This window comes from Candidatus Hydrogenedentota bacterium (genome assembly GCA_019695095.1).
Taxonomy (GTDB): domain Bacteria; phylum Hydrogenedentota; class Hydrogenedentia; order Hydrogenedentales; family SLHB01; genus JAIBAQ01.
The window spans coordinates 1-8,759 of the sequence record JAIBAQ010000221.1 but is presented as its reverse complement, the minus strand read 5'-3'; the positions used below and the strand labels follow the sequence as shown (position 1 = coordinate 8,759).

General features: G+C 56.4%; 8 protein-coding genes. 3 read left to right on the top strand and 5 right to left on the bottom strand.

The window, feature by feature from the left end; translation table 11 throughout:
- Window positions 1-114 precede the first annotated feature (114 nt).
- Window positions 115-1,050, top strand: coding sequence for a DUF1566 domain-containing protein (locus K1Y02_23105; protein ID MBX7259269.1), 936 nt, complete (start codon window positions 115-117; stop codon window positions 1,048-1,050).
- Between the two features lie 515 nt (window positions 1,051-1,565).
- On the opposite strand, the gene K1Y02_23100 is transcribed toward K1Y02_23105, so the two are convergent.
- The 5 genes from K1Y02_23100 to K1Y02_23080 form a co-directional block, all read right to left on the bottom strand.
- Complete coding sequence (locus K1Y02_23100; protein MBX7259268.1) at window positions 1,566-2,492, bottom strand: prepilin-type N-terminal cleavage/methylation domain-containing protein; 927 nt, start codon at window positions 2,490-2,492, stop codon at window positions 1,566-1,568.
- A 573-nt stretch (window positions 2,493-3,065) separates the two neighbouring features.
- Complete coding sequence (locus K1Y02_23095) at window positions 3,066-4,037, bottom strand: DUF1559 domain-containing protein (protein MBX7259267.1); 972 nt, start codon at window positions 4,035-4,037, stop codon at window positions 3,066-3,068.
- Window positions 4,038-4,143: 106 nt separating this feature from the next.
- Window positions 4,144-4,953, bottom strand: coding sequence for a TetR/AcrR family transcriptional regulator (locus tag K1Y02_23090; protein MBX7259266.1), 810 nt, complete (start codon window positions 4,951-4,953; stop codon window positions 4,144-4,146).
- Window positions 4,954-5,309: 356 nt separating this feature from the next.
- Window positions 5,310-6,233, bottom strand: coding sequence for a prepilin-type N-terminal cleavage/methylation domain-containing protein (locus tag K1Y02_23085; protein ID MBX7259265.1), 924 nt, complete (start codon window positions 6,231-6,233; stop codon window positions 5,310-5,312).
- A gap of 233 nt (window positions 6,234-6,466) precedes the next feature.
- A complete protein-coding gene (locus K1Y02_23080; protein ID MBX7259264.1) occupies window positions 6,467-6,640 on the bottom strand; it encodes a TetR/AcrR family transcriptional regulator in 174 nt (57 codons plus the stop codon).
- A 657-nt stretch (window positions 6,641-7,297) separates the two neighbouring features.
- On the opposite strand from K1Y02_23080, the gene K1Y02_23075 reads away from it, so the two are divergent.
- Window positions 7,298-8,137: a phytanoyl-CoA dioxygenase family protein gene (locus K1Y02_23075; protein ID MBX7259263.1), complete on the top strand. Its 840-nt coding sequence runs from the start codon at window positions 7,298-7,300 to the stop codon at window positions 8,135-8,137.
- A gap of 188 nt (window positions 8,138-8,325) precedes the next feature.
- Window positions 8,326-8,759, top strand: a 434-nt coding sequence (locus tag K1Y02_23070; protein MBX7259262.1) for a hypothetical protein, incomplete at its 3' end; no start/stop codon positions are given.

Genomic DNA, 8,759 nt, shown 5'->3' with positions numbered 1-8,759 from the left:
GTCCCCAATTTCAAATTTCAAATTTGAGATTTCAAATCTCCTTCCCCCTCTCCCTCTCCCTCTTCAATCCAAAATCCAAAATCTAAAATCCAAAATTCCCCACGAGGTTCACCCATGACATCGACAACACGACCTTCCGCGCCCACTCCGCCCACACTTCCCCGCAGACTTCTTGGTTGGATCGCCGTTCTCGCATCCACACTCATTGCGGGCTACTGGGCCCTCTGGGGCAGCATCGAAACCTTCCACGAAGGCTGGTACTACGACTCCCTGCTCAAGAACATCGCGCTTTCCCTGGGCCAATACATGATGCCCTCGCTTGTCTTCGTGCTCGCCGCGTGCATCGCCATACGCTGGTCCCGCATCGGCGCACTGCTCCACTTCACGGCCGCAGTTTTTGCCGCCTGGTTCTTCCGCAACGCCGCGCCCATCGTCATCTACCCATTCATCGTTGGCCCGCTGACGCTTATGGCCCTTGCCTACTGGTTTGGCCGGCCACACCCACGCAAACTCGCAGTGCTCGGTGTTGTGGTGATCCCCGCCCTGGTTGCCCTCGTATCAGGCTCCGGCCACGCGTGGCGCGTCGCTCACCGCATCGACGATGGCGACCGCTCCGCCCGCCGCATTACGCAAAACGGCGTCGATCTGATATGGGCTCCCGCCGGACCCGGCTGGCCTATGCGCGGCACTACATGGGAAGACGCCAAACATACGTGCGCCTATCTCAACGCCGACGGCCTGACCCTCGCCGACGCGCCCCAAAACATCTGGCGCTTGCCCACCGTCGAAGAAGCCGCTCGCTCCATGCAACTTCACGGGCAAGACGCCGGCGGTTCCTGGGATCCCGCAACCCACCGCACGTCCTATAAGATGCCCCCCGACAAAGAATCCCCGCTCTGGGACACCCGCTCCCAGGTCATCTACTGGTGGACCGCCGACTCCATCGACGACAAACGCGCCTACATGATCGTCTACGACGGGCAGGCCTGGCCCCGGCCCAAGGATGCCAACTGGGGCTACCTTGCCTACCGCGCCGTCAAATCACCCTGAGCGGAATTCAGAGACCGACCCAAGCGAAGCGAACACAATGAGCGCAGACGGGCCTTTCCCAATTTCCGCGAAAACGTGTCGCAGGCATCCTGCCTGCGCTCTTCAACCACTTATGTGATCCCGGTACCCATCGACACACATACTCGCTGCCCTGCGCAATCGCGCGTATTCGTGCTGAAAGCACGACATACCCTAGCCTGGGGTGAAGATTCGCGTCTGCTCAAGACGCGAATCGCAACCCCAGGAACCAACACACCCCTATCGAGCGTCCTGTAAGGACGCCAGCGTTGGACATCTCCTACCAACTCCTTGCGACAAAGCCAGCCATCGTCAGGCACCGCCCCACGACAACTACCCGGCTTCCCCGACCACCCCCGGCAGCGATCTCTGCCCCCGCCAAAAATAAACGAGGCGCGCAACCTCTCGGCTGCGCGCCTCCAATCGATCTCGTGACTCTAAGTTGTCTCTCCGGACCAAACTACATCAAGTCCGCAAGAGCAAAAGCTTCATTCTGATTACAGTGCCGCTTGGATCGTGTTTACCATGTTGACATATGCGCGGCAATCGGGCCACTCGCTCGGGTACTTCAAGAACGTAACATGACCGTCCATATAGAGCACATTGCCACCGCCCGGAACGTGGCTGAAGTAACTGCCCCAACCATCGCTGGGAAGCCAGCACATATCCCACATGACCGGGAGCTCACTTTGGGCCTTGGCACTCGCGGCCGGGTTATTGATGTCACTAATGAAGAACCGTTCGATACCCTCGCGCAAACGATAGACGGTCGAATCGCCGCCCGTTTCCGCGCTCGTAAAGGTGATATCGTCTTCAAATACCGCACCCGGTCCGTCGCTATTCCATGTTGCTTGCGCCGTCGTAAACAGTGTTCCTACCTCTCCAAGAAATCCGAAATCGAAATTCGTCGTTGCCGAGTTCAACGATGTGCTGTCCACTGGCCCGTTGATGACTGCATCCGGCGTGATGGCCCAGCCATAATACTCATACGAGATTTCCCAGAAACGGCACGGATCGATCGACCCATCTGCCTTACGGAAGAAATAATCGGCCATCTGCTCTGCATCTGCATCCGACGGACACAAGATGATGTTTGCGTCGGTCATGTATTCCGGATACACCGACGGGCCGTTAAAGAACCGGTTCGGCTGATGGTACTGGGCGTCATTTGCCTGCGAACACGGAGTCGGCGAAGAATCTGGATTCGGGTCAAACTTCATGTTACTGGGATACTTCTCCCCCTTCGATTCGTTCGCGTACATCTTGAAAATCACGCCCAACTGCTTCAGGTTATTCTGGCAGCTTGCCCGGCGTGCTGCTTCACGCGCACGCGCCAGCGCCGGCAACAAGATCGCCGCAAGGATACCGATAATGGCAATCACGACCAACAATTCAATAAGAGTAAAACCACGCTTCTTCATGATTAACCCCCCTGGGTTTTCGTTGTGGTTCTTCTTCAATTCGTTATGAGACACATAAAATGACTGGAGGAGTACATAATCAAATGAGGACTTCTAGACTGCCCGCACCTCCTTTCGAGTGCGCCCTGGAACGCCCCCCCAATTCGGGCTGCTGCCCTGCGCGTTCCACAAACGCTGCTTAAACTCTCTGCCCACCGGCCGAGCGTATGGCGTATTGCTCTACTAGTGCTAGAATCTTTGTGGACTCTTCGCCGTCGTTTCGTCAACACCATTCAATGAACATTATCATAATTCGAAGTGGACTATTCGTCAAGGGGTAATTCCAGTAATATTGTCAATAAAAACTATTATTGACGGAACGCAACCAAAAGTGACGAAACGTAACCTCGTCTGCACTTCTCGCTCCTCCCTGATTCTCGGTTGTATCCCAATAGTACCATGCCGCGTGGTTTTACGGCGGCACTCTCTCCCTGCTCAGGTGGTACGTATGGACGAACAGAAACGCCGGGAACCCACCCCATAGGCAGGTTCCCGGCAGTTACATCAAGTGAGTGCTATCGAGGTCCAGATTGCGGACTAGAAATCCAGGCCTCCGGACTTGTTGATGTACCCGACAACAGCAAAGGCCTCGTTGACCGGAGCTTTGTTGTCCGGATACTTCAGGAAGCCGACATGGCCGTCCGCATACAGCACATTCGAACCGCCCGGAATGTGGTTGTAATCCTGCGCGGTCGCGGAGATCACGTCCCACATCACGGCCAATTCACTCTGCGCTTGTGCACTAGCGGCAGCGTTGTTGATGTCAGTGATAAAGAAGCGTTCGATGCCTTCACGCAGGCGATACGTTGTCCGTGGGTAGTACGTGCTGAAATCGGAAGGCACATCGTTGTCGATGACATCCATGATATCCGCCAAGTTCCCCATGTCTTGATCGATATCCGGAGCCTGCTTTTCATACAGGTAGGTCACCAGAATCTGGGTCGGCCCATTGAGCGAGGTAGAGAACCCCGGAGGAAGACCAACGCCTAACACACTCAGCGCAGTCGCAAGGTTGATACTATACTGCGAAGTCATGCTGCAGTCGTTGAACGCCCAGCCCCAGTAGTTGTAGCAGTAATTGACCGGCCACCAGTGCACATCGCCGTCGGTCTGTCCGTTGCCTTCCGGATCGATCTCAAGCCGGCACGCGCGGTTTCCGTTCTCATCGGTGTACCACATGTCATCGGCTTTCAGCACCGCGCTGGAGGGGCATACAAACAGAGTCGGGTCCGTCAGGTACTCGGGATAGATTTGGCCGATATGCGGTTGCGTCAAGATTCCAGTCGTCCCGTTGTTGCACTGGAACATCGCCGTCGGCCACTTCTCGCCCTTGCTCTCGTTGGCGTACATCTTATAGACGATGCCGAACTGTTTCAGGTTGTTTTGGCAACTGGCCCTGCGCGCCGCCTCGCGCGCACGCGCCAATGCCGGCAGCAGAATCGCCGCCAAGATGCCTATGATGGCAATAACGACTAGCAGTTCAATTAACGTAAAGCCTCTCTTCTTCATGATTCCCTTATCCCTCAAGTGTTATAGGTTCGTTTCAAACTCAAGGTGCAAGACAAGGCGAAGCGCAGACTGCTTCGACTTCGCGGGTCATGAGTGCAAATACTCTTCATACCTCCTTTCCCTGGTTATCGCGCGCTCCGTCCCCCCCAAATTGGGCCGAACCGCCCCCAGCCACCGGCAACTGTTCTACGTATACCTTCTTCGACTCTTCGGGAAAGCATTCCAAGCGGATTCGCCGCAGCGACTCCGCGTAGTCCCAGTCTTTCGACAAGGGCCGCCAACCGTATCCATCGCCCAGCACAAACCCATGCTTCAGAATCGTGGCCGCCGCATCCGTCACGCCGATTTCACTCGGCGGCATCCAACTCGACGACGCCGACTTGATACCGTCTCCCAGCACCCACAACGGATACACCACGTCTGCCGGACTCGTGTCCGGCGGTAAACACAGATCGCCCGCGGCAATCGCGTCGCGAACGATCCCAAACATAATCTGCGACGTCCCATGCGCCGACATCTTCAATTGAGACAACACTTCCGGCGTCGCCTTCTGCATGATTGCTTCGCCGGTCATGATCTGGAAAATGCGGACCTCACCCCAATTCAGCCGCGCAAACAGGACCGTCGCTTCACCCACCGCCAGCATGCGCTCCCGCGTGCCCCCGCGAAACATCGCCCCCCGCTCCACCAGCACACGTTGCTTCTCTGAACTGCGCGCCGCCAGCGTAACGATGAGATCTTCCTTGCACGAGAAATGCTGATAGACCGTTCCCTTCGAGCAGTCGGCCGCATCCGCGATGCGCGCCATGGTTAGCCCATGGTAACCGCTCTTGAGTAGCATCTTGCGGGCAATGTCCAGTAGCAGCTCTTCCCGCACCCGAATTTGTCGCTGCTTACCGGTGAGCACCGTGACCATTACCCATACTATATGACCATCGGTCGAAATTCGTCAAGAAAAATCGTTTTTCGAATTCTCGCCAACCTCAGGTGATGCGATAAATAACGTATTATCAGAAATATAGGGGATAGCCCCCGGTTTGAAGGCAAGTTGATTCTAATTGACGTAAAGTCAAGTATTGAAAGAAATTTCCATCCCTGTCTCCCGCGCTACAGCACCCTGCGAATGCCCGCGCACTAGACATAAAGCAGGCGTGTGGCCGTAAAACCACACGCCTGCTCCCCCCCAAAAGCATATGACATGGTAGGCGGCTGACCAAAAGAAGTCACGAGCGCTGAACTCTTACTCCTTCAGATCGGAGCGCCACTTTGCCTCTAGTGTGAACTTAGCGTTTCGCTCATCAAATCCATCATCAGCGGGAACGCCCTGCTAACAGGCCACTCGCTCGGGTACTTCAAGAAACTGACGTGACCGTCCATATAAAGCACATTGCCACCGCCTGGCACATGGTTGAAATAACTCGCGCCGGCCTCCGCTGGCCCCCAGCACGTATCCCACTGCACCGGAATGTCGCTCTGAGCTTTCGCGGTGGCAGCCGGATTGTTGATATCGCTGATGAAGAACCGCTCGATCCCTTCACGAAGACGGTAAATCGTGATTGAACCGTCCGTCGCGTTGTCGATCGAAATATCGCTGTCGAACAATGACGCAAACTCTGGATCTGTCACATCAACGTCGTCACCTTTCAAGAATTCAGAGCCAAACGCTAAAAGCACCGGCGCGTCCCATGGAGGTGTCGTTGCGTTTTGGTCTGAGGTATTCCCGTCGCCTACCAAGAAGGCCGACGGAAGAACGGCCCACCCGTAATAGGTGTAGGACACTTCCCACATGTTGCAGGGCTGAATGCTTCCGTCTGCGCGAACCCAATATCTCCCGGACTCTTCCTGGGCATCCGCGTCCGACGGGCAAAGGATGACGTTGGCGTCGGTCAAGTACTCGGGGTACACGGCTGGCCCGTCGAAGAACTGGTTCCAGCTATTCCCGGCTCCCGTGCACGAATCGGCATCGTCTGGTCCTTGGGGAATGTACTTGATCTTCGTTGGAAACTTCTCACCCTTGGCTTCGTTGGCGTACATCTTAAACACGACGCCCAACTGCTTCAGGTTGTTTTGGCAACTCGAGCGGCGGGCCGCTTCGCGTGCGCGCGCCAACGCAGGCAACAGAATCGCTGCAAGAATACCGATGATGGCAATAACCACCAACAATTCGATAAGCGTAAAGCCTCTCTTCTTCATGATTCCCTTTTCCTTACTTCCAAAGCTGAACAAAATCGATTCGACGAGGCGCAACAAACTGCGTTCCGCCTCCCGTGAGTTCAGATCGATTGATCGGACCCTCCTTTCCCCCTTCTCCGGTGATATAGGGTCCCATCCCCCCCAAATGGTTCAGGGCCCCCTGCCCCTGTTTACGTGTCGCCGTAAACCTTCCTTGATGCCGCCGGTTTGATCCTGTCACCCAGGACCCACAGCGGTTACACGGCATCGGCCGGACACGTGTCCGACGGCAATTGCACCCTGTCTGCCGCCAGCGCGACACTGAGATCTTCTTTGCACGAGAAGTGTTGGTAAACCGTCCCCTTGGCACACTCGGCGGCCTCGGCCAACCTCCCCATGGTCAGTCCGTGATAGCCGCTCTTTAAAGGCATCTTGCGGACAATGTCCAGCAGCAGCTCCCCCCGCGCTCTCATCTCGTGCTGCTTGCCGGAACGTACTACAGTCGCGAAATGAGTATATGACGCAAAGTCGAAATTCGTCAACCCCCATCTTGGGCAGATACTCTCAACATTCCATAACTCCTTTTTATAATTATTATTAAAGAACCCTATCTGCGGCTTATTACCTCGAAGAGCCACTAGACATGCTATGACTATGCGTCAAATTGGAATCACGACCCGTTTGAGGGCATTCTCATTCCCTTCTACTACGCGCCTTTAATCCGCAATTTCCGCTGACCGGCGTGTCTGCATCGCGATGGCACGAATCCGCGAGACAAAAGCGAAGCTGCGAGAAGTCACGCGCTATAAGCCGGGACTAATCTGACCGATAGTCCTGTTTTAGTGAACGAAGGGACAAAAATTGTGCAAATCCGACCAAGATACTCACGTGAATGACAATTTATGTATATTCCCGGCAGGACTTGGCCCCATATATAGTAGTTGTCGCACATGAGGCCCGATATATAGACGGCACGGAAGGTGCTCTCTGTGTCTAACGCATTACCGGACTGAATGCGCCCGGCAAACAACCTTACCGGGCGTGGGCAATGGCAATCGCGTGCAGTAAGGCGCGGCGAAAGGGCAGACATGACTGCAGCGATGGTTGCGGAACCGGCTTTGTCATTGAAAGAAGAGTTTGAGGAGAAGGGGTATATTCTTCAGCGCGGGTTCTTCAGTCCCGATGAAATGGATGCCCTCCTTCAGGAAATCAGGCGGGCTGGCACGCAGCGCGACGGTCATTGCCTCAACAAGGACGACATGGTCTTCTACGGGGACATCGTCCGGGCGTCGCCTTTTCTGCAGTCCTTCGCTACACAGCCCAGGGTCATTGGGCTGCTCAAGGAGTTGATTGGTCCCGAGTTCTGGATACGCTGGGACCAGGCCGTCGGCAAGTTTCCTGGAGGTTCTCATTTCCCCTGGCACCAGGACAACGCGTACAACAAATTGGCCGACCCTCATTTCCAGTTCTGGATCGGTCTCACCCCGATGAACGAGGAGAACGGCGGGTTATGGCTGCAGCCCGGAAGTCACAAGCTGGGGCTGCTACCGCACAGCAAGGTGGACAACCACCTCGCGTGCGACGTTCAGCCGTGCAAGCCGGAGTTTGTCGCCACGGAGAAGGGCGATGTCATCGTCTTCTCGTCGCTGACGCTGCATTACACGACTCGCAACATCTCCGAGCGCGAGCGGTGGGCGTGGGTCATCGAATACATGTCGTGCGAGTACTTCGATCCGCACGTCAGTCCGCCCTATTTCGTGGTTTGCGAGAATGGGGAGCCCGTCCAGAAGCTGGTGGACTCGTATAAGGGGTCCAAGGACCCCCGCCAACGCATGAAATACCTGGGCGCACGCACGCGTGAGAATCTGCGAGAAAAGGCCAAGCGGGTACTCGCCAAAGCCACACGGATCGTGCCCGGCGCGAAGTAACGCGCTCGCCGAACGAAAACCATCTCCTCGCTGTGGCGCGGTCTCCCGACCGCGCCACTCTTACGACCGCAGGTCTCCATCGCGTGCCCGTCCGTGCCCGTCCGTGTTTGTCCGTGTAGGTCCGTGTAGGTCCGTGGCCCCCCTCGCAGTGCAACGAACTCGCGCATATCTATGAAAGGAGTTCTATCATGGCCACCGTCACTCAACCCCACGAACCCACGCCCAAACGCGTCGGCGTCGTAAACGCCATCCTCGGCCATTGGCTCCACGGAACCAATCCCTTCCTAACCCCGGAAGAGATTACCCGCGCCAAATACCATTGCCGTCAAAAGCTCGCGGAGGCCCGCGTTCGCCACGGCGGCCGTCCGCCCGTCGACGTGCTTCTGTGCATCGACGAGACCGTTGCCCTACACCTCCTCGCGTTCCGCGAGACGATGCAGATGCTTCGTCGCACAAACCCATTGCTCGCCGACGACGAGCCGCAGCAGGAACTGCAGGTTCTCCCGGGCGATCCTCCAACCGGCGCCCCAGGCACTCCAGACCGAGGCAAAACGAAACCGCCGAAAACCGCCCCGGCCCGCGCGCGCACTTCGGAAGGGGAACCCCTGTTCAAAGCAGATCG